We start from the raw sequence: 20916 nt of genomic DNA, 5'->3' as shown, positions 1-20916 counted from the left end.
AGGAAACCGCCCCGTTTGAGTTTATTCGCAGCGGTCGGCTTCAAGCCGACACCGAGACTCGGCCCGCCCTTTTGCCGAGCTCGGTGAGCAAGAATAAATTCAAAGAGGGATCAAGCGGTTTTCAGTGCGGCACGAGTAACCCACGCCGGGTTGGCAAGAAACCGCAACAGTGACCCTTCAAGTTCAGATCAAAAGTCGCTCACACTGAATTACGCAATAAACCGCAGCAACATGCGCCATGGGCAACTCTTACATCGACCTGCGATACTTCCCGCCCACTTCAAACAGCGCCTGCGTAATCTGCCCCAGCGAGCAAACCCGCACGGCATCCACCAGTACCTCAAACACATTGCCACCATCCATGGCTGTTTGCTTCAAGCGCTCCAGCATGGCGGCGCTTTCTGCTGAATGCCGCTGCTGGAAATCCGCAAGGCGATCCAGTTGACTCAACTTTTCCTCCTCGGTGGCACGGGCAAGCTCCAGCGAATTCAAGGAATCGGCGTTCTCATTCGGATTGGTGAAGGTGTTCACACCCACAATCGGCAATGTTCCGTCGTGCTTCTGAATTTCATAATGCATCGACTCTTCCTGAATTTTGCTGCGCTGGTAACCCGTTTCCATGGCACCCAACACACCACCGCGTTCGCTGATTCGATCCAGCTCATCCAGTACGGCATTCTCAACCAGTTCAGTCAGCTCTTCAATGATGAATGCGCCTTGGCTTGGATTTTCATTTTTGGCCAAGCCCCATTCCTTGTTGATAATCAACTGAATGGCCATGGCACGGCGCACGCTTTCTTCGGTGGGCGTGGTCACGGCTTCGTCGTAGGCATTGGTGTGCAAGCTGTTGCAGTGGTCGTACACGGCAATCAAGGCTTGCAATGTGGTGCGTATGTCGTTGAACGCAATTTCCTGTGCGTGCAAACTGCGGCCGCTGGTTTGAATGTGGTACTTCAACTTCTGGCTGCGGTCGCTGGCGCCGTAACGGTCGCGCATGGCGATGGCCCAAATGCGGCGCGCCACGCGGCCCAACACGGTGTACTCCGGGTCCATGCCGTTGGAAAAGAAGAAGCTTAAGTTGGGCGCGAAATCGTCAATGCTCATGCCACGCGCCAGATAAGCCTCAACAAATGTAAAGCCGTTGCTCAGCGTAAAGGCCAGTTGTGAAATCGGATTGGCTCCGGCTTCGGCAATGTGATATCCACTGATCGACACACTGTAGAAGTTGCGCACTTCATGGTCGATGAAATACTGCTGAATGTCGCCCATCACACGCAGGCTGAATTCGGTCGAGAAGATGCAGGTGTTCTGGCCCTGATCTTCTTTCAGAATGTCAGCTTGCACTGTGCCGCGCACCGCTTTCAAAGTAGCAGCCTTGATGTTCGCGTATTCATCTGCATTCGGCGCGCGCTTGTTCTCAGCCGTGAACTTGTCCACTTGCTGGTCAATTGCTGTGTTCAGGAACATGGCCAAAATGCTGGGTGCAGGGCCGTTAATCGTCATTGACACACTGGTGCTGGGTGCGCACAAATCAAAGCCGCTGTACAACACTTTCATGTCGTCGAGTGTGGCCACGCTCACGCCACTGGTGCCCACTTTGCCGTAAATATCGGGGCGTAAATCGGGGTCGAAACCATACAAAGTCACCGAATCAAATGCAGTGGACAAGCGCTTGGCGTCGCTTGCGCTGCTCAGCATTTTAAAACGGCGGTTGGTGCGCGCTGGGTCGCCTTCACCAGCGAACATGCGAGTGGGGTCTTCGCCCTCTCGCTTCACGGGGAATACGCCCGCGGTGAACGGGAAGTAACCGGGCAGGTTTTCCAGCATCACGAACTTCAACAAGTCAGCACGGCTGGTGAACTTCGGCAAACTGACACGGTTGATTTTTAAACCGCAAAGGGATGTGACCGTTAGCGGTGCCTGCAAGGCTTTGCCGCGCACCTCGTAAGTCAGCGTGTCGCCTTGGTAGCCTTCGGCCAATTTGGAATAATCTTTCATGGCCTTTTGAGCCGCCATGCTGATGCGGGTGTTGATCAGCTCAACAATGTCGTCCAGTGCTTCAACTGCTTTGGTTTTGTCAGGCTTGTGGGCCAGCAACAAAGCCTGCGCACGCTCCATGCATTCCAGGTCGTACATCGAGGCCACGTCTTTCTGAACCTGCGCCTTGTAGCTGCGCACAGCCTGCGCAATTTCGGCCAGGTAACGCACACGCTCAGAGGGCACCACCGCCTTCATGGTGGTGGAGTGTTTGGTGTCAACCGCATTGAAAAGCCCTTTGGAAGGCTTGGCAATGGGCAAGGCTGCACGCAATGCCTTGTACAGGGCACTGACACCATCGTCGTTAAAGCGGCTGGCCAAGGTGCCATACACAGGCATGGTGTCGGGCATGCTGGTAAACGCCATGCGGTTGCGCTGCACTTGCTTGCACACATCGCGCAGGGCATCGAGCGCGCCCTTGCGGTCGAATTTGTTCACCGCCACGAAATCGGCGAAGTCGAGCATGTCGATTTTCTCGAGCTGGCTGGCGGCGCCGTACTCAGGCGTCATCACATACAGGCTGAAATCCACATGCGGCACAATGGCGGCATCGCCCTGGCCAATACCGGGGGTTTCAATCAGCACCACATCAAAACCCGTGGCGCGGCACAGCGCAATAATGTCGGGCAGGGTGGCGGGCACTTCCTGCGCGGAATCGCGTGTGGCCAGGGAACGCATGAACACCTTGGGACCATTGCCAGCCCAAGGGCCAATTGCATTCATTCGAATTCGGTCGCCCAGCAAAGCGCCACCGGTTTTGCGGCGGGATGGGTCTACGCAGACCACGCCAATGGTCAGGTCGTCGCCGTGGTCCATGCGCAGGCGGCGAATCAACTCGTCAGTCAGGCTCGATTTACCCGCACCACCCGTGCCAGTAATACCCAGCACGGGAGTTTTGCTGGCTTTGGCTTGTTCGCGAATGGCTTCAAGATCTGCGGCAGGTACTTCGTCGCGCTCCAGGCGGGTAATCAGCTGGGTGAGCAGGGGCCAATTGTTGGCCAAAGCCTGAATGCCAGCCGATGTGCAAGCCACCTCGGCTTTTTTGCGGGCGTCGCGCACTTGTGCAGCACGGGCGATCATGTCACCGATCATGCCTTCCAGGCCCATTTTCTGGCCGTCTTGCGGGCTGTAAATGCGGTTCACGCCATAGGCCTGAAGCGCCTCAATCTCGGACGGCAAAATCACCCCGCCACCGCCGCCAAACACCTGGATGTGACCGGCGTTGTTGGCCTTCAGTTCGTCAACCATGTACTTAAAGAATTCGTTGTGCCCGCCTTGATAGGAGCTTACGGCCAGGCCGTCGGCGTCTTCCTGAATGGCGGCATCGACCAGTTCCTGAACAGAACGGTTGTGACCCAGATGAATGACTTCAGCACCTTGGCTTTGCAACAAGCGGCGAATCATGTTGATCGCGGCATCGTGTCCGTCGAACAGCGACGAGCCGGTTACAAAACGCAGGGGCGTGCCTTTGGTGTCAGTGAGGGGTTTTCCCACCTCGCCGGTGCTGCTTTTCATTCGTGTCTCCAAGATAGTTGCGGTTGTTTTCCACCGCTCGTTTGAATCTTGATTCTAACCTATCCATGCGCCAGGCGTAGCACGCAACCAATCCTAAAAAACTCAAAAGCAGAACACTTGAGATGACCCAGTAAGTCAACGGGACCCCATAAACAGTGATCCCGAGCCGGGGAATGAACAGCACCACGCTGAGGATCAAGGCGATCCAAACAACCAGCAAACGCCAGGTAATTCGCTTAACCTGCCGCCAATACTCGGTTTCAAGTGGGGTGGGTTGCGGGTTTTTCATGGTGTTGGCCTAGGCCACAAACTGGGGTTTGAAGCGATAAACTGCCAAAGTGCTGCGCAAATTGCCCAGGAACTCAACGGCCTCGCCGTTCAAAAAAAGTTGTTTGCCCAGTACTTTATGTCCGATTTGAGCAACCAGCGCTTCGAAGTCTTTGGGGGTGCACAAATGGATATTGGGTGTGTTGTACCACTGGTAGGGCATTTGCTTGGACACAGGCATACGACCCAAAGCGATCGACCACACATGGTACCAATGGCCAAAGTTGGGGAAGCTGACAATGCCTTCCTTGCCCACCCGTGCGATCTCTTTCAGGATTCGCTCAGTGTTGTGCATGGCTTGCAGGGTTTGCGACAAAATGACCACGTCAAAGGCATGGTCCTCGAACATGGCCAAGCCTTTTTCAAGGTCTTGCTGAATCACATTGATGCCGTTGCCCACACTGCGCTGCACATTGATGTCATCAATTTCAACACCATAGCCAGTGGCTTTGCGGGTTTTCATTAGGCGGGCCAGGAACGAACCATCACCACAACCCAAATCAAGCACGCGCGCGCCCATGGGCACCCAGCTTTCAATCAAGTCCAGGTCGGCCCTTGGCACCACAATGGGCAAGGGTTGTACATCTTGTCGAACAGCGTGCAGGGTTTTCATGCAAGCTCCTTGGCAATGCGCTCAAAGTAGCCACGCACCACGTTGTGGTAGCGCTCATCGGTCAGCAAAAAAGCATCGTGGCCATGCGGTGCGTCAATTTCAGCGTAGGTCACATCACGCTGGTTGGCCATCAGGGCCTCCACAATTTCGCGGGTGCGTTCGGGGGCAAATCGCCAGTCGGTGGTGAAACTGACCAGCAAAAATTTGGCTTTGGCGGCCTCAAGTGCCTTGACCAGATCGCCGCCGGTGTGGCGTGCCGGGTCGAAATAATCGAGCGCCTTGGTAATTAACAAGTAAGTGTTGGCATCGAAGTAATCGGCAAATTTGTCACCCTGGTAGCGCAGGTAACTTTCTACTTGAAAATCGACTTCGAGCCCATAGTTGTAGTCGCCGTTGCGCAGGGTGCGGCCAAACTTTTCGGCCATGTCGTCACCACTCAGGTACGTGATGTGACCAATCATGCGGGCCAGGCGCAAACCCCGCTTGGGTACCACGCTGTGCTCGTAGTAGTTGCCACCATGAAAATCGGGGTCGGTGACAATGGCTTGGCGAGCCACTTCGTTGAATGCAATGTTTTGCGCGCTCAGCTTGGGTGTAGACGCAACCACCATGCAATGGCCAACACGGTCAGGGTAACTCAGGCTCCACTGCAAGGCTTGCATGCCACCCAGGCTGCCGCCCATCACCGCTGCAAATTTCTGAATTCCGAAATAATCCGCCAGGCGCACCTGCGCATTCACCCAGTCTTGTACGGTCACAAACGGGAAATCAGCACCGTAAGGTTTTCCGGTTTGCGGATTCATGCTGCTGGGGCCAGTCGAACCAAAACACGAACCCAGGTTGTTCACGCCGATCACAAAAAAGCGGTTGGTATCCAAGGGCTTTCCGGGGCCCACCATGTTGTCCCACCAGCCTTCGCTTTTTTCCTGCCCTTCATAAAGGCCCGCCACGTGATGGGAAGCATTAAGCGCATGGCACACCAACACAGCATTGCTGTTGTCGGCATTCAAGGTGCCATAGGTTTCCACCATCAGCGAATAGCTGGGCAAAGACTTTCCGCACTCCAGCAAAAGCGGTGCAGTGAATTCAATAAGTTCGGGCTTTACGAAGCCCACGGACTGGTTGGCAAACACAATTCGGCGTTTCTTAGGTTGGATTGTTGGTTTTCGCAAGCCTTTGAGTATAAATCGCAAACTGGCTTTGACGGTGCTTTGAGTGCGGGCTTGGGCGCCCAGTGGGCACCTGGTTTTCCTTAATCGTCGTGCAACTGGCGCATCAATGCATCAATTTTTTCAATATCGAAGCTGCGTGTTACCTTTTTCACCAGTTTTTGAGTGGCCTCAAAATCGGTTTTCAAGAGCAGTTCTTTCACATCCAGCAACTGCGAAAGATGCATTGAATATTGGGTCAAGCCCATGCCCAGCAACAAGCGGGTCAAGCGTATATCGCCTGCCATTTCGCCACAAACACTGACCGGGACCCCTGCTTTTTCTGCGCTCGAGATTACCTCGTACACCAGCCGAAGTACCGCCGGGTGAAGTGGGTCGTAGAGATGCGCCACCTGGTGATCAACCCGGTCCACAGCCAATGTGTACTGAATCAGGTCGTTGGTACCGATCGACACATAATCCAGATACTTCAGGAAATGTGGCAGGCTGAGCGCAGCCGCAGGCACTTCGATCATGCCACCAATGGGCACGGCCTGATTGGCCTGAAAACGCCGCTCGAGCAATTGCTCACGCGCCATGTCGATGTAGGCCAATGCCTGCTTGGTTTCCCGAATATTGGTGAGCATGGGCAACAAAATTTTTATCGGCCCGTGCTTGGCTGCCCGCAACAATGCGCGTATTTGAGTCAGAAAGATGGCGGGCTCGGAAAGGCTGAATCGAATAGACCGAAGACCCAGCGCAGAGGTACTGGACACAGGCGGCGCGCTGCTGTTGGCGCCATCAAACTGCAAGGTTTTGTCGGCGCCCAAGTCCAGCGTGCGAACCGTCACCGGTTTGCCTTTCATGGCCTTGATGACCTTGCGGTACGCTTCGTACTGCTCGTCCTCCGAAGGCCATTCTTTGCGATTCATGAACAAGAATTCGGAGCGAAACAAGCCCACGCCGTCTGCGCCAGCGTCCACAACGCCTTTGATGTCTTCGGGCAACTCAATATTGGCCAGCAACTCGATGCGGCGCCCACATTGCGTACGCGCTTCTGTGGTGATCAGACGCTTTAAGCGTTGACGGGAAAGCGCCAGTATTGCCTGTTTGCGCTGGTATTCCTCCACCACCATGGTCGCGGGGTCCAGAAACACGGCCCCCACTTTGCCATCCACCACCACCAGGTCACCGTTGTGCACATACTCCAAAGCACGCGGCACCCCCACCACTGCGGGAATGCCCAAGCTGCGCGCGACAATGGCAGTGTGGGAGGTCGCACCACCCATTTCTGTCACGAATGCGCCCACCCGGCGACCCTTTAACTGCACCATGTCGGCCGGGGAAATATCGTGCGCAACAATCAGCCAAGGGTCTTCGTTTTCGCCTTCGGGTGGCAATGGCAGCGCGGTAGCATGGCCGCGCAAAGACTTTAATACCCGTTCAACCACTTGCCGAACATCGCTGTTGCGCTCACGGAAGTAGTCGTCTTCAATGGCAGAGAACTGCTCCAGCAGCACTTCCATTTGCTCGATCAATGCCCATTCCGCATTGATCAGTTTGCTTTGAATCAGGTTCTTGGGTTCTTCCGACAGAATCGGGTCGGCCAGAATAAGGCTGTGCAAATTCAGAAAAGCATCAAACTCAGCCGGGGAGTCCGCCGCAATTTGACTGCGGATTTCAACCAGTTCATCAGCCACTCGCTTAATGGCATTGTCGAACCTTTTCTTCTCGAAGCGAACCGACTTTTTCTCGATGCGATTGCGGGGTATATCCCGCATGGCCGTGTCCCACACCAGGGCGCGGCTGACTGCAATGCCTCGTGAAACTGCGATGCCATGCAAGGCCAGGGTCATGGTTTACTCGCCTTCGCCAAATTTGTCATCAATCAAAGCCACCAGTGCAGCAATGGCCTCGGTTTCGTCACTGCCTTCAGCTTCCAGCAACACGTTGTGCCCTTTGCCTGCGGCCAGCATCATGACACCCATGATGCTTTTCGCATTCACGCGGCGACCGGCTTTGCCGATCCACACTTCAGACTGAAAACGGCTGGCGGTTTGGGTCAGTTTGACTGACGCGCGTGCATGCAGGCCCAATTTATTGCTGATGGTCATTTCTTGCTGAATCATCGTTTTTCGCCGGGTTAAAGGTTTGACGTTGTGGCGCCGTGGCACCAGTGCTTACGATACCGTTTCGGCCACCCATGACCAATCGCTCAGCCACTTCGTTGATGGGCAAATCCCGAAAACCAAGGGCACGCAGTACCATCGGCAAGTTACACCCGGACACCAACACGGTCGGCAGGTTGAGCGACTCGATACCGGCACGCACTGCCGCGTTGGAAGGCGTGGCACCAAACAGGTCGGTTAAAAACACCACACCGTCACCGGCATGCACTTGCCTGGCGGCAGCTTGAATGCGTTGCACGGACTGCTCGATGTCTTCATCGCCCGGTACGTCCACCACAGCCAGCCCATCGGGCAAAGAGCCCATGACGTGCCTCACGCACTGGGCAATTGCATCGCCCAAGGGGGCGTGAGTAACCAGCACGAGCCCCAGCATCAGTGGGTCTCCTTCAAGGCAGTTTCAACAGCTTGCACAAAGGTATCTGCCACCGGAAAACCGGTTTGATCCATGATCTCGCGAAAGCACGTTGGGCTGGTCACATTCACCTCGGTGAGGTTTTGACCAATAATGTCCAAACCCACCAGCAACAAACCACGCTTTTTAAGTTCAGGCCCCAGTGTTCGGGCAATGTGCCAGTCACTTTCGCTCAGGGGCTGGGCCCGGCCTGTACCGCCGGCAGCCAGGTTGCCACGGTGCTCTCCTTCTTTGGGCAAGCGCGCCAGACAATACGGCACTGGCTCGCCATTAATCAGCAACACACGTTTGTCGCCATCCACAATCTCAGGAATGTAGCGCTGAATCATGGCGGTTTTTTTGCCGTAATCAGTCAGTGTTTCCAGAATAACGCCCACATTCTGGTCGCCTTTTTTAAGACGGAAAATGGAGGTGCCGCCCATGCCGTCGAGAGGTTTGGCGATGGCATCGGGGTGTTGCTCCAGAAAACTGCGAAGTTGAGCAGCGTTGCGCGACACCAGCGTGGGCACCACGAACTGCTCAAACTGGGCAATGGTGAATTTTTCATTGTGATCACGAATGGCGCGCGGGCTGTTAAACACACGTGCGCCCTCGCGCTCACCTTGTTCGAGCAGCCAGGTCGCCGTTACAAACTCGGCATCAAAAGGCGGGTCTTTGCGCATGATGATTGCATCGAGATCTTTCAAGGCCACTTCTTCGCGGCCCACTTCCGAGTACCAGGGTTTGTTGGCCCGATCAAGGCTTATCCACACCACCTGCGCCCGCACACCCGAACCACTGGCCCAATGCATGCCACCATCTTCGATCACACCCACCTTCCAGCCATGGGACTGTGCAGACTCCATCATGGCAATGGTTGAATCCTTTTTTGGATTCAGGCTGGTGAGCGGATCAATGACACACACAAAGCTTCGGCTGCTCATGCGGCCAACTCCACGCTGGCGGTGGCCTCCAGTTCTTGCGACGCAGCCAAGGCCGCCAGCCGGCCGATTACACCATAGGCATAAAAGCGGTTCATGGCCGCATCGGGGCGGTCACTGCAATCTGGGGTGTTACAGGGTGTTTCGAATGCCAGGGGCACAAAGTGCATGCCGGGCGCATTCAGGTTTTCGTCACGGCCACGGCCTGTGTGCACGCGGTAAAAACCACCCACCACATAACGGTCGATCATGTACACCACGGGTTCGGCGACCGCATCTTCGATATTCTCAAATGTGTGTACGCCTTCCTGAATGATCACATCAGACACTTGCATGCCTTCTTTGATCACCGACATTTTGTTGCGCTGCTTGCGATTCAGACCCACCACTTCAGAGGCATCTTTCACGGTCATGATTCCCATGCCGTAAGTACCCGCATCGGCTTTCACCACCACATAGGGCTGCTCATCAATGCCGTATTCCGCATATTTCAAGCGCGTTTTGGCCAATACTTCATCCACGGCTTGCGCCAAGGCTTCCTCGCCCACACGTTCCTGAAAATTAAGCTGGTTGCGGTGGGTGAAATAGGGGTTGATCAACCAAGGATCAATTTCAAGCATTTCAGAGAATGCTTCCACCACAGAATCGTAGGCCTTGAAGTGAGCACTTTTGCGGCGGGTTGCCCAGCCGGCATGAAGAGGGGGCAACAAGATTTGATCTTTGATGCCTTGAAGAATATGCGGCACGCCCGCAGACAGGTCGTTGTTCAACAGCACTGCGCAAGGCTCCAGGCCTTCTACACCAACCCGGTTGCCATTGCGCTTCAAAGGCTCCAGCACAATGTGCTGGCCATCGGGCAAATCAAAGCGCGTGGGCTCGGTGATTTCAGGCGACACAGAGCCCAACCGGATGTCCAGACCCGTTTGTTTCAGAATGGCGGCCAGGCGAGCCACATTCGTGAGATAGAAGGTGTTGCGGGTGTGGTTTTCAGGAACCAACACCATGCTGCGTGCTTCTGGGCAAATTTTTTCGATGGCACTCATGGCCGCCTGGATAGCCAATGGCATCATGTCAGGCGACAAATTATTGAACCCACCAGGAAACAGGTTGGTGTCGACCGGCGCCAGCTTGAAGCCCGCATTGCGAACGTCCACTGAACTATAGAAAGGCGGAGTGTTCTCGTTCCAGGCCATTCGGAACCACCGTTCGATTTCGGTGGTTTTGTCGAGCATGCGTTTTTCAAGATCCAGAAGCGGACCGGTTAAAGCTGTTACTAAATGTGGAACCATCAACATTTCCTGGGTAAGACACTTCGCCAAGTGTAATCCAAAACGCTGCACTGCCACATTGGGGAAGGGAAATCGGGGGTGACGCAAAAAAGGCACCCGAAGGTGCCTTTGAATCAGCCCTTTACCCCGGGCTGAAGGAATCCACCGAAGTGGAGAGTGTGCTTACTTGCTGTAGGCTGTTTCACCGTGTGAAGTGATGTCCAGACCTTCGCGCTCTGCATCTTCAGTTACACGCAGACCCACGATCAGGTCAACCAACTTGAAGGTAACTGCGGCCACGATGCCAGACCAGACGATGGTGATGATCACGCCCTTGGCTTGTACAGCCAACTGGGAAGCGATCACGAAGTCGTCACCCATGGTGCCGCCCAAGCTAGGTGCAGACAACACACCCACCATCAAGGCACCCAGGATACCGCCCACGCCGTGCACGCCGAATACGTCAAGCGCATCGTCTGCACCCATCATTTTCTTCAGACCAGTTACGCCCCACAGGCAGATTGGGCCGGCCATCAAGCCAAGGATAAGCGCGCCCATTGGGCCGATCGTGCCGCAAGCCGGTGTAATTGCAACCAAACCACCAACTGCACCAGACGCAGCGCCCAGCATGGAGGCCTTGCCTTTCAGCAGCGCTTCAGCGCCGGCCCAGCTCAATGTTGCAGCCGCAGTGGCCAGCAATGTATTGATGAAGGCCAATGTGGTACCGCCGTTGGCTTCCAGGTTTGAACCGGCGTTGAAGCCGAACCAACCCACCCACAGCATGGAGGCACCGACCATGGTCAATGTCAGGCTGTGTGGAGTCATTGCTTCTTTGCCGTAACCAACACGCTTGCCGATCATGTAGGCGCCCACCAAACCTGCCACAGCAGCGTTGATGTGAACCACAGTACCGCCGGCGAAGTCGATTGCGCCGTCTGCGAAGATGAAGCCAGCAGCGTCCCACACCATGTGTGCAATCGGGATGTAGCTGAATGTGAACCAGATTGCGCAGAACAACAGCACCGCAGAGAACTTGATGCGCTCAGCGAATGCGCCCACGATCAGGGCACAGGTAATGGCCGCGAATGTGGACTGGAATGCGATGAAGATGAACTCAGGAATCATCACACCTTCAGTGAACGTGGCCGACAAGGAATCGGGCGTTACACCGCTCAGGAAGAGCTTGCTGAAGTTACCTACAAACGGGTTGTCGCCACCGCCGAAGGTCAGGCTGTAGCCGTAAATGGCCCACAACACAACGATCAAACAGAATACCGACATGACCTGCATGAGTACAGACAACATGTTCTTGGCACGAACCAAGCCGCCGTAGAACAAGGCCAAACCTGGAATTGTCATGAAAATCACCAAAATGGTGGCAATCATCATCCAGGTAATATCGCCTTTGTCCACTGTTTGCTCAACAACAGGTGCGGCTTCTTCGGCTGGTGCAGCTTCAGCGGCCATTGGGGCTTCAGCAGCAGGTGCGGCTTCAGGGGCAACAGTTGCGTCGCCTGCGGGCATTGTAACGGCTTCGGTGGCAGGTGCCGCCGGGGTTTCTTGCGCAAACACACCGGGACTAGCAACACTGAAGCTCAGTGCCGCGGCCGCCAGCCAGACAGTCAGAAGTTTTTTCATGATTTCCTCACTTCTCTCTGGTTAAAGGGCGTCTTTACCGGTTTCGCCTGTGCGAATACGGGTAACACTCAACAAATCAAACACGAAAATTTTGCCGTCACCGATCTTGCCGGTTTTGGCTGCGCCTTCAATGGCTTCGCAAGCCTGATCAACCAGGCTGTCATCCACTGCGGCTTCAATTTTCACTTTGGGCAAAAAGTCGACAACATACTCGGCACCGCGATACAACTCGGTGTGACCTTTCTGGCGACCAAAACCTTTCACTTCGGTAACCGTAATGCCTTGTACGCCGATGGCAGACAGCGCTTCACGGACTTCATCGAGTTTGAAAGGCTTAATGACTGCTGAAATTAGCTTCATTACGCACTCCTGAATTAAGTTTGAAGAGGGTGGAAACAGCGCCCTCTTCAGAGCGCTGTCTGGATACGATTTAGAACGTTTTACCAACAGAGAAAACAAGCACGCCATCGGTGTTGTTCTTGCCTTTTGGCTTGATGTCTGTATCAACGTAGGTCAAGCCCAAGTCAAAGCCAGAGTAGGCATAGGTCAAACCAATGCTGTAGTCATCGTAATCGGCATCGCCGTTGCCAGGACCTTCAACACTTGTTGTACCGTAGTGAAGTGCCAAGCCGAGGTCGTCGGTAATTGAATAGTCGTAGTTCAGGTACGCGTATGTCGAGCCGTCCGCATCAGTAAAACCGAAATAATCTTTGGACAAGGAATAGGCACCACCCAAAGTGAAACCGTACGCGCCAACGCTACCGTATAGCTCAAGGGTATCTAAGTTGTCTGTTTTTTCAGCGCCAGTGTAGAGATACTGAAGCAGACCAACATCATAGGAAATCCCGGACGCTTCGCCAGCGTAACCAAGGTAAACATCTGTCTCCAAGCCGCCGGCATCCAGGCCGAAGAACGGCTGAAAGTCGATACTTGAATTCCAGACACCCGCGTAAAGGCCGCTTGAGTGGCCGTAATCAAAACCACCTTGCAAAGCCAGCTCACCGTCCGTCTGGGAAACACCACGGAAGCGGTAGTCAGTGACCATACTCACGTTTGCAGACATTGTGTGCTCAGACTCTTGAGCAGAGACAGTTGAAACAGCCCCGAAGGTTGACGCAGCGATTGCAGCGACCATTACTAATTTTTTCATCTCACTCTCCTAAAAATAGATGAATGCCGTAAAGTTTTTTTGGCAAGGGTCTATTAGCGAGAAGCGTGCCAGCCGTGAACTCGTCAGTAATTTCGCGATAAATCCCCCTTTTTCGGGCACAATAGCGATGCAATTTTTTGAATTTTTCACTGCGGCACCAATTTGGTGCACTCCTTTGGTGCGATGCACGACTACTCTTTTGGGGGAAACATTGGCGAACAATCCTTTCGACACCATTGCGGCCAAAGTTGGTGATTTGCTGAATGCAAAAGGCCTTCAAAACATGGAAAACCCAGTCACACAGCTGATTCGCCAGGGTTTGCAGGACATGGAATTTGTCAGCCTGGAGGATTTTGAAATCCAAAAGGAAGTGCTGAACCGGCTACGCGAAAAGGTGCATGCACTGGAAATGCGCGTGGCGGAACTCGAAAAGCGGACCTGACCCCACTGGGTGACCTCAATATGAGCACCCATTTGCCAAACGAAGCGGTGTGGGGATAATCGTCGGGGTTTGACTGCGCCCCCAACCATGCCTTTAGCCACCCTTCACAGCCTTACCTTTGTGGGCGTGCGCCCTGTTGCAGTACAAATTGAAGTCCATTTGTCGGCGGGCTTGCCTTCATTTGCACTGGTTGGTCTGCCCGACACGGAAATTCGCGAGTCCAAAGAACGGGTTCGGTCTGCACTGCTCAACAGCGGCTTCGAATTTCCCTCCCAACGCATTACCGTCAACCTGGCGCCTGCCGACCTTCCCAAAGGCAGTGCCGCATTCGACTTGGCTGTGGCGTTGGGTATTGCCAGCGCATCGGGGCAACTGGCCAAGGCCGATCTTTCCGACTGGCTGTTCGCCGGAGAGTTGTCGCTATCAGGCGCACTCACCGGCATGCGCAGCCCGTTTGCACTGGCGGTGGCAGCGCGAAAAGAAGCGCAATTGCGCCAACGCCCCTTGAAATTAATGATGCCCAAAGCACAGGCTAGTCTTGCTGCAACAGTGCCTGACATTGCAGTGTTTGGTGCAAGCACTTTGTTTGAGGCAGCTGCGCATCTGGTTGGGCATGGCAATCCGCTTGAGCAACAACACGGCAGTGTACAAAGCAGTCAAAGTCAGCCGTATCTTCCTGACATGGACGAGGTCATTGGGCATCAAACGGCAAAACATGCGCTACTGACCGCCACCGCGGGTCAGCACCACATTCGCTTGGTGGGGCCTCCCGGAAGTGGAAAATCCATGCTGGCACAGCGTGTTGGTGGGCTGATGCCGCCCTTGCCTTTCGAGGACTCGCTTGAAATTTCCGCCATTCGAAGCTTGAAAGGCGAAAGCGATTTACTCAGCCCGCAGCGCCCTTTCCGCAACCCGCACCCCAGCAGCTCAATGGCAGCCCTGATTGGCGGGGGAAACCCGCCCTCTCCGGGAGAAATTACCCTGGCGCACCAGGGCATTTTATTCACAGATGAAGTGCTGGAATTTGATCGCCGTTGCCTGGAGTCGTTGCGTGAGCCCCTGGAAACAGGGCGGGTCAATATTTCCAGATCGGGCCACCAAGCCAGTTTCCCGGCCAGGTTTCTGTGGGTGTGTGCACACAACCCCTGCCCATGCGGCTGGTTGGGTCACCCGGCCAGAGAATGCCGCTGCACCCCAGACCAGGTTCGGAAATATCAAAACAAGCTTTCTGGCCCCTTGGCCGATCGGCTTGATATTTCAGTGGAGGTGCAGGCCATTGACCACGGTACACTGCTGCACGCAGAAGTAGAGCACAACGAACAGGCTGGCAGTGCACGGCTGCGTGCCCAGGTTGAAAAGGCCCGTGCCATTCAACTTCAACGCCAAGGTTGCTTGAATGGTGAAATGAGTGCCGGGCAAATCAGCAAGCATTGCAAACCGGCCAACAGCGCAGAAAAACTATTGCTGGCCTATGCCCAGAAAAACCACCTTTCTGCACGGGCGTTGCACCGAATTTGCCGAGTGGCCAGAACGCTTGCGGACCTGGACGAGGTCAGTCAAATCGATAAAAAACACATTGCCACAGCCATTCAGTACCGCAGGGCGCTAGCTGGCGAGTCAAGCAGCCAGTCGCCAGTGACCCATACACCGTAAGCCATGCTCAACCCCCGCGTTGTTGCTCTGCTCCGAATGGGATCAGATGACTGACCTTGCGGCCGGGTCGCGCATACCAAACCCAGCTGCACAACTGCATGACCCACAAAATGGCCAGGGAAATCCGCATGGCATCGGTGCTGCTGAGCCCCAATGCCGCAAATGAATCAATACCAATACCAATGCCCCATTGAATGCTGAAAGCACCAATGAAGATCAACAAATTCAACGCTGTGCTGGAGCGACCGGTGAGTTTTTTTGGAAATGGCTTGTTACAAGTTGCGTAGGTCATGATGCCTGACGAAATCAGGAATGCATGAATCAGCCAACCCCACAGGCCCGATTGTGCCCCCTGCACAATTTGAACCGCAAAGATCACCAGCGACAACCCCATGCCAATCAGCATGATCTGGTCTTCATCACCCCCTGCCTTCGACACCCGACGCGTTAAAAAACCAAGCGCCAAATACCCAAGCATGAGCACCGCGGAAATCCAGAACATGTTTTGTGCAGCCTGCGCATTGCTCACCCCGATCACGTTGGTAAACCAAGGGCCAACCCACAAACCATGAAACGCCATGAATCCGCCTTGCGTAATCATGGCCAGGGGTGCCACACGCCAAAAGTGCGGGTGTGCATAAATGGCTTTGTAGCCTTGGGCCATGTCAGCAACGGACTGGGTTTTTTGCGGTTTGAACAGCGAAGGCAATGCAAACCACAAGGCCAAACCTGCCAATACACACAGCACTGCTGCCACACCAAACACACCGCGCCAACCCAAAGCGGGCAAAGCCGCCTCGACGGGCGTTGTGACGGTAAGCGCACCCAATGAACCAGCCACCAGCATCCATGAAGACAGACTGGCCTGCATGTGCGGTCGAAAGTACAGCGAGTAGGCTTTCACCGCCGCCATCAAGCAGGCTGACACACCCACGCCAATCAATGCACGGCCCAACCACAGTACCAAGTAGGAGTCTGCCACTGCAAAAAGCAAGGCACCCAAGGCAGCAAAACCAATGAGTACCGCTTCTACGCGCCGGGGACCATAGCGGTCAAGCATCACGCCTACGGGCAACTGCATGATGGCAAACGAGAGGAAATAGGCCGAGGCCAAAAAACCCAACTGCCCCGCAGTCAATCCCAGTTCCTGAACCAAAGGTTGGGCGATCACCGCATTGATGGCCCGAAACGCATAGGACATGACGTAGGCCACAGCGAATATGATGAACACGCGCATGGCCAGGCCACCGCTGACATACATATGCTCAACGCCATCGGGGCCTATTTCATGTGACACGTCTTGAGGGTTGTACCGCATTACTGCCCCAACAGCGAAAATCCGCCAAACCATGAGGTGACCGAATCAGGATTGGCAGCCTCGCCGGGACCCATCATCATTACCTGGTACAGAATTCCCTGGTGCTCAAAAAAACGGGCTTGCGCAAAAGCAGTTTCACCGTTTGGCAAAGTGCCTTTGATTGACATTTCATGCACAGTTTTACCCAGCCATTGAATCGGTTTCAGATCCGGTTGACCTGCGGAAATATTGTTGGCCACCGCTTGTGCCAACGCATCGCGCAACACACCGCCTTGCGCTGCCAACTCACCCTGCAAAGGCACGGTGCCAACCGCAAAGTACAAACCTTCAACCTGCGCAGCATGCAAAGTCAACGGCACCTTCAGGCCAATCAGGTCCATGGTTCGTGTGACTTGTGCAGGCTTGTCAGGAAAGGTGGCCATGTAGCCTATGTCGGGATTGGGCACCACGCGCCAGTTGAACTGGGGCGAGCAAGCGACCAGGGCGCATAATGCAAACAAGGTGACAAAAATTGCGCGGCTTTGAGCAAAGGCTTTATTCATGAGACGCTTTAAGGCGAAAATTAGGCAGGTGCTCCATTGTAGGGGCACTTCATGCAGATCAATAGCAGTGATAACCAGAGTGTGAACAGAATGGGTATTGTGAAATTTAAATCCAAAGCAGCCGGCGACATTGTGATGTTCAAGTCCAACGCAGAGCAGCTATTTCGAATTATGGGAATTGAGGCCAGCGAATGCGGCGTGATCGAGCCCCAGGACCTTGCACATGCGCATGCACAACTGGTTGCTGCTGTGAACATGGAGCGCATGGCCAAAGCCGAGAACCCGGTCAATGAAGACGAACTGACGGTGGAAGAGAAGATTGCCCTTAAAAACCATGTGGCTCTTGAGCAGCGCGCCTTCCCATTGCTGAAAATGCTGGAAGAGGCGCAAAAGAAGAATGTGGATGTGCACTGGGGATTCTAAAGAATCCCCCTGATTTCTTCAGGCGTTCGCCGTGTCGCGGCGACGAACAGGCCCTGCGATTGCTTCAACCTGCAACTGGGTTTTCTTGCCCAGGCCGATTAAAAAGCCCAGTTCGGCGACGACAAACAAAGGGCCAATTGCCAAACCAATCACATCGTCCACAAACGCGGGTTTGCGCCCTTCGTAGTAGTGACCAACAAACTGGATAATCCAGCCCACCACAAAAATTCCCACGCCGGCACCCAACCAAGCCACTGTGCTTAACGTTGCGAAATGCCCGGCAGTCAACAACAAAGCGCCGTGAATAAAAAACATGGCCAGGCCGTAACTCAAGCTGAGCTTGAAATAAAACAGGCTGGACAGCAGAAACACCACCAAAGCTGGCGTTACCGCAATACCGGCCACATCGATCGACACACGCGACAAGAGAATAAGCACCGACAACACAATAATGGGCACGCCAATAAAGTGCGTGGCAATGTTGCGAGGGTCACGGTGATAGGTGGCATACGTGGCCAGTTGGTCAACCAGGGTTCTCATGGCTTGTTCTCCTCGAAGCGGCAATTGCACTAAATATTTGATTTTGAGGGTATATGGTTACAAATCACACTCCAAAGGTCTGTCAATTGCCTGACATTTGATGCTAATTTAGTGGCAAAGGTGGAGACATTTACAAAACAACAATGCAAACACTCAATATTCAACACATTTTGAACCGCGGAAAGTGGTTTGCCAACCTGCCAAGTAACCTTCAACAGGCTTTGCTAAAACACGGTGCGCTGCGCCAGTTTCAAAACGGGCAACGCTTGTTCTCGAGGGGTGACTGTGCCGACGGGCTGTACGCAGTGCTCAGTGGTTCGGTTCAAATTGTAGGGGCCAGCAAACACGGCGCGGAAGACAAACACGTGATCTTGACTTTGATCGACCCGCCCGACTGGTTTGGGGAAATTTGCCTGTTTGACCGGCAACCCAGAACCCACGACGCCATGGCCGATGGACCGGCCACCGTGTTCCACGTTCGGCAAACATTGCTCGACCAACTCATTGCAGAGAACCCCAATTACTGGCGTGATTTTGGCCTGTTGCTGACTCAGAAAGTGCGTCTTATTTTTGGCGCGATTGAGGATGCGGCCCTGCTGCCCACCCACACACGACTGGCCCGCAGATTACTGCAAATGGCAGAGGGTTACGGTATACGCGCTGACAGCAACACAGTTAGCGCCCGAACTTTGCATGTGTCGCAGGAAAAACTGTCGGCCATGCTGTCAGTTTCCCGGCAGACCGTGAACCAAATGCTGAAAGAACTCGAAAATGACGGCTTGCTGCAACTGGGACGGGGCAATATTGAAATTTTGAACCTTGACGGTTTGAAACTAAAAGGCCAGGTGATATAGCTGCATCCAAAACCCGCCACCGGGTGTTCCCTCTCTGTCGACTTGTAATTTGACACCTGTTTTAAGCATCAACGACAGAGGGATTAAAATGATATTCAAGAAAAAATTTGTGGCACTGGCTTTGTCCAGTTTGGTGTTGGGTGGTTGTTTTTCAGATGATGACAACCTGAACTTAAGTGCCGGTGATGTGTTCTTGCTGACAGACGCAAACCAGTTGGCGTCGCTCAACCGTGACAACCCCTCTCAGCTTAGAACCAGCACCCAGCTAAGTGGCTTCATGAGCAGCGGCGAAGTCGCCATTGGCATGGACTTCCGCCCTTTCAACAGTAAGCTGTACGTGGTCACCAAAGACGCCAGCGATGTGGGTCGGGCTTACACAGTCAACACAAGCACTGGCGCACTGACTTTTATTGCCACCTTGGTGGCTGACCCTGCAGACGACTCGCCAGGAAATGCCGCGTACGCCACTTTGCTGGGCGATAATTTTGGCGTCGACTTCAACCCGGCGGCTGACGCCTTGCGCGTTGTCAGCGATGCAGGTCAGAACCTGCGTATTTTTCTGGACAACGATCGCCGCGCTACAAAAACAGCGGGGCAAACCATTACCGATCTGGAAATCAATGGCGGCCCGGCCAATGCTGAAACCACTGGCGCGGCGTACACCAACTCGTTCGACGGCACCAGTGGCACTCGCTTGTTTGACATCGACACGGTGAACAGCCGCTTGGTACTACAAAGCGCAAACCCTGGAACTTTGACCGACATTGCGCCCCTGGGAGTGAGCGCAACAGCTGTTAACGGCTTTGACATCGATCCAGAAACGAATGTCGGCTATGCCCTGCTGACAGTGGGTGCGAGCAAAGGGTTGTACACGGTACGGATTCCTGACCCCGCAGAGACATTGCCCATTGCGACCAACGCAGCTGCGCTGCTTGGCAATGTGAACATCAGCGGCAATGTGATCGGACTCGCTCTTGAACTGAACAAAAATCCAACCGTAGTTGGTCTGAACGGTACATTGACAGCCCCCACGCTGTTCTCCTTCACGCTGCGCACACCAAACACCATTAGCACACCAATTGCGGTGACTGGCCTGGCAGCGGGTGACCAATTGCTAGGCATTGATGTACGCCCAGCCACCGGCGAGTTGTACGGCTTTGTGCGCAACGGAACGAATGGCAAGTTGTACACCATCAATCCTGACACAGGTGCATCGACTTTGAAGTCGAGCCTGAGCAATGCCAACACCGCAGGTGCTGCGCTGGTATTTGATGCCGCAAAGGTTTACAGCATTGACTTCAACCCGGCTGCAGATCGTTTGCGACTGGTCAGCTCGGGCAATGGTGACGGCGAAAACTATCGCATCAATGTGGACACGGGTGCAACCATCGTTGAAAGAGACCAAACGGCTGCGCCAGGTGGAGACCCGGCAGGCGGAGATCTTAGATCAGACGCTGGTGCACCAACGCCAGCCGCAGTTGATTTCAGCGTGACGCAAATTGCGTATACCCGCAATTTCTCGTCGACCATTCGCCCAGCCCCATCCACAAGAATGTTTGATATTGATTCCGTCAACTCAACATTGTTGCAACAGCTACCACCCAACACCGGTTTGCTCAGGCAAATCGGCGCCGTTGGTGGTGGCGGTTTGAATAACTTTGCCGGCTTCGATGTGGTGGGTGGTGACGATGGTGCCCGTGTGATTGCAGGACGTATCGGTACGACTGGACCATACAGCCTGTTTGACATCAACTTGAGTACAGGTGCTGCGACTCCAGCTGGCGCCTTGATTGGTGCAGGTGCCACCAATCAAATCGGTGGCGGGACAGGGCCTGCCGATCTTCGTGACCTGGCGATTATTTACAACCAGCAGTAATTCAACGCAAAAAAAACCCCGGTTCAAAAGACCGGGGTTTTTTTACGTTTC

The 20916-nt window shown here is 54.3% G+C and carries 20 protein-coding genes; 5 read left to right on the top strand and 15 right to left on the bottom strand.

Annotation, left to right across the window (positions count from 1 at the left end):
* Positions 1-249: 249 nt before the first annotated feature.
* The 12 genes from icmF to ACVL1J_RS03150 all read right to left on the bottom strand — a co-directional run bounded on the left by icmF (position 250) and on the right by ACVL1J_RS03150 (position 13217).
* Positions 250-3552: a fused isobutyryl-CoA mutase/GTPase IcmF gene (icmF, locus tag ACVL1J_RS03205; RefSeq protein ID WP_341237675.1), complete on the bottom strand. Its 3303-nt coding sequence runs from the start codon at positions 3550-3552 to the stop codon at positions 250-252.
* Entirely contained in the window at positions 3512-3841 is a 330-nt protein-coding gene (locus ACVL1J_RS03200) for a DUF4212 domain-containing protein (protein WP_341237676.1), read from the bottom strand. Before ACVL1J_RS03200 ends, icmF begins: the two co-directional genes overlap by 41 nt.
* 9 nt (positions 3842-3850) lie before the next feature.
* Positions 3851-4492: a methionine biosynthesis protein MetW gene (metW, locus tag ACVL1J_RS03195; RefSeq protein ID WP_341237677.1), complete on the bottom strand. Its 642-nt coding sequence runs from the start codon at positions 4490-4492 to the stop codon at positions 3851-3853.
* Positions 4489-5625, bottom strand: a complete 1137-nt coding sequence (metX, locus tag ACVL1J_RS03190; RefSeq protein ID WP_341237678.1) for a homoserine O-succinyltransferase MetX — start codon at positions 5623-5625, stop codon at positions 4489-4491. Before metX ends, metW begins: the two co-directional genes overlap by 4 nt.
* Positions 5626-5744: 119 nt before the next feature.
* Positions 5745-7496: a phosphoenolpyruvate--protein phosphotransferase gene (gene ptsP / locus ACVL1J_RS03185; RefSeq protein ID WP_159569144.1), complete on the bottom strand. Its 1752-nt coding sequence runs from the start codon at positions 7494-7496 to the stop codon at positions 5745-5747.
* 3 nt (positions 7497-7499) lie between these two features.
* Entirely contained in the window at positions 7500-7769 is a 270-nt protein-coding gene (locus ACVL1J_RS03180) for an HPr family phosphocarrier protein (RefSeq protein WP_159569145.1), read from the bottom strand.
* Positions 7738-8202 (bottom strand): PTS sugar transporter subunit IIA, encoded by a 465-nt coding sequence (locus ACVL1J_RS03175; RefSeq protein WP_341237680.1) that lies wholly within the window; start codon positions 8200-8202, stop codon positions 7738-7740. The genes ACVL1J_RS03180 and ACVL1J_RS03175 overlap by 32 nt, the downstream gene beginning before the upstream one ends.
* Positions 8202-9164: a glutathione synthase gene (gene gshB, locus ACVL1J_RS03170; protein ID WP_341237681.1), complete on the bottom strand. Its 963-nt coding sequence runs from the start codon at positions 9162-9164 to the stop codon at positions 8202-8204. Before gshB ends, ACVL1J_RS03175 begins: the two co-directional genes overlap by 1 nt.
* Entirely contained in the window at positions 9161-10450 is a 1290-nt protein-coding gene (gene gshA, locus ACVL1J_RS03165) for a glutamate--cysteine ligase (RefSeq protein ID WP_341237682.1), read from the bottom strand. Before gshA ends, gshB begins: the two co-directional genes overlap by 4 nt.
* Positions 10451-10612: 162 nt before the next feature.
* Entirely contained in the window at positions 10613-12067 is a 1455-nt protein-coding gene (locus ACVL1J_RS03160) for an ammonium transporter (protein ID WP_341237683.1), read from the bottom strand.
* A gap of 21 nt (positions 12068-12088) precedes the next feature.
* Complete coding sequence (locus ACVL1J_RS03155; RefSeq protein ID WP_159569150.1) at positions 12089-12427, bottom strand: P-II family nitrogen regulator; 339 nt, start codon at positions 12425-12427, stop codon at positions 12089-12091.
* Positions 12428-12497: 70 nt separating this feature from the next.
* Positions 12498-13217, bottom strand: a complete 720-nt coding sequence (locus ACVL1J_RS03150) for a TorF family putative porin (RefSeq protein ID WP_159569151.1) — start codon at positions 13215-13217, stop codon at positions 12498-12500.
* A gap of 211 nt (positions 13218-13428) precedes the next feature.
* On the opposite strand from ACVL1J_RS03150, the gene ACVL1J_RS03145 reads away from it, so the two are divergent.
* Together ACVL1J_RS03145 and ACVL1J_RS03140 are read left to right on the top strand one after the other, a co-directional pair.
* Positions 13429-13659, top strand: coding sequence for an accessory factor UbiK family protein (locus ACVL1J_RS03145; protein WP_159569152.1), 231 nt, complete (start codon positions 13429-13431; stop codon positions 13657-13659).
* 87 nt (positions 13660-13746) lie between these two features.
* Positions 13747-15312 carry a YifB family Mg chelatase-like AAA ATPase gene (locus ACVL1J_RS03140; RefSeq protein ID WP_341237684.1) on the top strand — a complete coding sequence of 522 codons (1566 nt, stop codon included), beginning with the start codon at positions 13747-13749 and terminating at the stop codon, positions 15310-15312.
* Between the two features lie 7 nt (positions 15313-15319).
* Here ACVL1J_RS03140 and ACVL1J_RS03135 read toward each other — a convergent pair whose 3' ends face one another.
* A complete protein-coding gene (locus tag ACVL1J_RS03135; RefSeq protein WP_341237685.1) occupies positions 15320-16630 on the bottom strand; it encodes an MFS transporter in 1311 nt (436 codons plus the stop codon).
* Positions 16630-17172 (bottom strand): hypothetical protein, encoded by a 543-nt coding sequence (locus tag ACVL1J_RS03130; protein ID WP_341237686.1) that lies wholly within the window; start codon positions 17170-17172, stop codon positions 16630-16632. Before ACVL1J_RS03130 ends, ACVL1J_RS03135 begins: the two co-directional genes overlap by 1 nt.
* 51 nt (positions 17173-17223) lie before the next feature.
* On the opposite strand from ACVL1J_RS03130, the gene ACVL1J_RS03125 reads away from it, so the two are divergent.
* Positions 17224-17595 (top strand): DUF1840 domain-containing protein, encoded by a 372-nt coding sequence (locus tag ACVL1J_RS03125; protein ID WP_341237687.1) that lies wholly within the window; start codon positions 17224-17226, stop codon positions 17593-17595.
* Between the two features lie 18 nt (positions 17596-17613).
* Here the strand turns inward: ACVL1J_RS03125 and ACVL1J_RS03120 are convergent, their stop codons facing one another.
* Positions 17614-18135, bottom strand: coding sequence for an Mpo1 family 2-hydroxy fatty acid dioxygenase (locus tag ACVL1J_RS03120; protein WP_159569157.1), 522 nt, complete (start codon positions 18133-18135; stop codon positions 17614-17616).
* A 143-nt stretch (positions 18136-18278) separates the two neighbouring features.
* Between ACVL1J_RS03120 and ACVL1J_RS03115 the strand changes: the two genes are divergently transcribed.
* Both ACVL1J_RS03115 and ACVL1J_RS03110 read left to right on the top strand, forming a co-directional pair.
* Positions 18279-18989: a Crp/Fnr family transcriptional regulator gene (locus ACVL1J_RS03115; RefSeq protein WP_159569158.1), complete on the top strand. Its 711-nt coding sequence runs from the start codon at positions 18279-18281 to the stop codon at positions 18987-18989.
* Positions 18990-19077: 88 nt separating this feature from the next.
* Entirely contained in the window at positions 19078-20865 is a 1788-nt protein-coding gene (locus ACVL1J_RS03110) for a DUF4394 domain-containing protein (RefSeq protein ID WP_341237688.1), read from the top strand.
* Positions 20866-20916 lie beyond the last annotated feature (51 nt).

This window comes from Limnobacter sp. G6BE5S (genome assembly GCF_058448965.1).
This window is presented reverse-complemented; position numbering and strand designations above follow the sequence as displayed.

Bases quoted from the DNA above. Each gene is read 5' to 3' on its own strand.
- icmF (WP_341237675.1), bottom strand. From the start codon at position 3,552: ATGAAAAGCAGCACCGGCGAGGTGGGAAAACCCCTCACTGACACCAAA.
- ACVL1J_RS03200 (WP_341237676.1), bottom strand. From the start codon at position 3,841: ATGAAAAACCCGCAACCCACCCCACTTGAAACCGAGTATTGGCGGCAG.
- metW (WP_341237677.1), bottom strand. From the start codon at position 4,492: ATGAAAACCCTGCACGCTGTTCGACAAGATGTACAACCCTTGCCCATT.
- ptsP (WP_159569144.1), bottom strand. From the start codon at position 7,496: ATGACCCTGGCCTTGCATGGCATCGCAGTTTCACGAGGCATTGCAGTC.
- ACVL1J_RS03180 (WP_159569145.1), bottom strand. From the start codon at position 7,769: ATGATTCAGCAAGAAATGACCATCAGCAATAAATTGGGCCTGCATGCA.
- ACVL1J_RS03175 (WP_341237680.1), bottom strand. From the start codon at position 8,202: ATGCTGGGGCTCGTGCTGGTTACTCACGCCCCCTTGGGCGATGCAATT.
- gshB (WP_341237681.1), bottom strand. From the start codon at position 9,164: ATGAGCAGCCGAAGCTTTGTGTGTGTCATTGATCCGCTCACCAGCCTG.
- gshA (WP_341237682.1), bottom strand. From the start codon at position 10,450: ATGGTTCCACATTTAGTAACAGCTTTAACCGGTCCGCTTCTGGATCTT.
- ACVL1J_RS03160 (WP_341237683.1), bottom strand. From the start codon at position 12,067: ATGAAAAAACTTCTGACTGTCTGGCTGGCGGCCGCGGCACTGAGCTTC.
- ACVL1J_RS03155 (WP_159569150.1), bottom strand. From the start codon at position 12,427: ATGAAGCTAATTTCAGCAGTCATTAAGCCTTTCAAACTCGATGAAGTC.
- ACVL1J_RS03150 (WP_159569151.1), bottom strand. From the start codon at position 13,217: ATGAAAAAATTAGTAATGGTCGCTGCAATCGCTGCGTCAACCTTCGGG.
- ACVL1J_RS03140 (WP_341237684.1), top strand. From the start codon at position 13,747: ATGCCTTTAGCCACCCTTCACAGCCTTACCTTTGTGGGCGTGCGCCCT.
- ACVL1J_RS03135 (WP_341237685.1), bottom strand. From the start codon at position 16,630: ATGCGGTACAACCCTCAAGACGTGTCACATGAAATAGGCCCCGATGGC.
- ACVL1J_RS03130 (WP_341237686.1), bottom strand. From the start codon at position 17,172: ATGAATAAAGCCTTTGCTCAAAGCCGCGCAATTTTTGTCACCTTGTTT.
- ACVL1J_RS03125 (WP_341237687.1), top strand. From the start codon at position 17,224: ATGCAGATCAATAGCAGTGATAACCAGAGTGTGAACAGAATGGGTATT.
- ACVL1J_RS03120 (WP_159569157.1), bottom strand. From the start codon at position 18,135: ATGAGAACCCTGGTTGACCAACTGGCCACGTATGCCACCTATCACCGT.
- ACVL1J_RS03115 (WP_159569158.1), top strand. From the start codon at position 18,279: ATGCAAACACTCAATATTCAACACATTTTGAACCGCGGAAAGTGGTTT.
- ACVL1J_RS03110 (WP_341237688.1), top strand. From the start codon at position 19,078: ATGATATTCAAGAAAAAATTTGTGGCACTGGCTTTGTCCAGTTTGGTG.